Annotated in this window: 1 pseudogene; it reads left to right on the top strand. The window is 74.7% G+C overall.

Annotated features, from left to right (window positions below):
• A pseudogene (locus H7I41_RS12420) lies at positions 1–601 on the top strand (isoniazid response ATPase/transcriptional regulator IniR); the annotation flags it as partial.

Below are 601 nucleotides of genomic sequence, written 5' to 3'. Positions count from 1 at the left end.
GGCGGCCGACGGGCTCACCGCGGCGGCCACCGCGCCCGGCGCGATCCGCAGGGCCGGTGCGGTCGCGCTCACCGAGCGGCTGCGCCGCATCGACGGACCGGTCCTCGACACACTGCTGGTGTCGTCGCTGAGTGCGGACCTCGGGCCCGACGACGTGGCGGCGGCACTGCGGGTGAGCCAGGCCGAGGCGCTCGACCTCGTCGACGGCGCCCGGGCCAGCGGCCTGATCGACCCGTCGCACCACCCGGCGTTCCTGCGTTCGGTCCATCACGGCGCCGCGCAGATCGCCGGCGCGGCCCGCCATCACGACATCGAGATCTCCCTGCTCGTGACCCAGCTCGAGATGTCAACGCTGACAGCAGATCTCGCTTTGCAACTGGCCGAGCACGGGCTGCGGGACGAACGGCTGGCGGCCGCGCTGACCGAACTGGCGGGCTGGGTCCGCGGCCAACCGGCCCGCGCCGCACGGCTGTACCGGGCGGCCACCGACGCCGGCGCCACGGCGCTGGACGCTCGGCTGGCCGACGACGTGATGGTGGAGCAGGACATCAACGCCGGGCTGCTTCAGCCGGTCGGCGTTCCGGTCGGTGAGGCGCTGGGC

The organism is [Mycobacterium] manitobense (genome assembly GCF_025821665.1).
Classification (GTDB): domain Bacteria; phylum Actinomycetota; class Actinomycetes; order Mycobacteriales; family Mycobacteriaceae; genus Mycobacterium; species Mycobacterium arseniciresistens.
This window is presented reverse-complemented; position numbering and strand designations above follow the sequence as displayed.